Below are 878 nucleotides of genomic sequence, written 5' to 3'. Positions count from 1 at the left end.
CTTACTGATCCTAACCAAACTCCGAATACCCGGGAGTACTAGATGGCAGACACACTGCGGATGCTAACGTCCGTAGTGGAGAGGGAAACAACCCTGACCTACGACTAAGGCCCCCAATTCATGGCTAAGTGGGAAAGCAGGTGGGACGACCAAAACAACCAGGAGGTTGGCTTAGAAGCAGCCATCCTTTAAAGATAGCGTAACAGCTCACTGGTCTAAATAAGTTGTCCTGCGGCGAAGATGTAACGGGGCTCAAGCCATGAGCCGAAGTCTAGGGATGCGTAAGCATCGGTAGCAGAGCGTAGTGTGACATAGTCTCATTCCTCCTTCATGCCTTCGGGCAGATTGGAGGAGAGAGGCTTTCGATGAAGCCGGGGCGTGAGCCATCCGGTGGAGAGATCACTAGTGAGAATGATGACATGAGTAGCGACAAAGAGTGTGAGAGACACTCTCGCCGAAAGTCCAAGGGTTCCTGCTTAAAGCTAATCTGAGCAGGGTAAGCCGGCCCCTAAGCCGAGGCCGAAAGGCGTAGGCGATGGGAACTAGGTTAATATTCCTAGGCCAGGAGGATGTGACGGATCACAGGTGTAGTTCAATCTTATCGGATTGATTGGGCTGCTGAGTGGTTCCTGGAAATAGCCCTCCATCAGACCGTACCCTAAACCGACACAGGTGGACTGGTAGAGCATACCAAGGCGCTTGAGAGAACGATGTTGAAGGAACTCGGCAAAATACCTCCGTAAGTTCGCGAGAAGGAGGCCCGGTTCCTAGGCAACTAGGGGCTGGGGGCACAAACCAGGGGGTGGCGACTGTTTATTAAAAACACAGGGCTCTGCGAAGTCGCAAGACGACGTATAGGGTCTGACGCCTGCCCGGTG

The 878-nt window shown here is 53.2% G+C and carries 1 rRNA gene; it reads left to right on the top strand.

What is annotated here, in order from left to right:
• A 23S ribosomal RNA gene (locus tag E1297_RS01285) occupies positions 1–878 on the top strand; the annotation flags it as partial.

Source organism: Roseibium sp. RKSG952, from assembly GCF_009711355.1.
The sequence above is the reverse complement of the archived record's forward strand: the minus strand, read 5'-3'. Positions and strand labels throughout refer to the sequence as shown.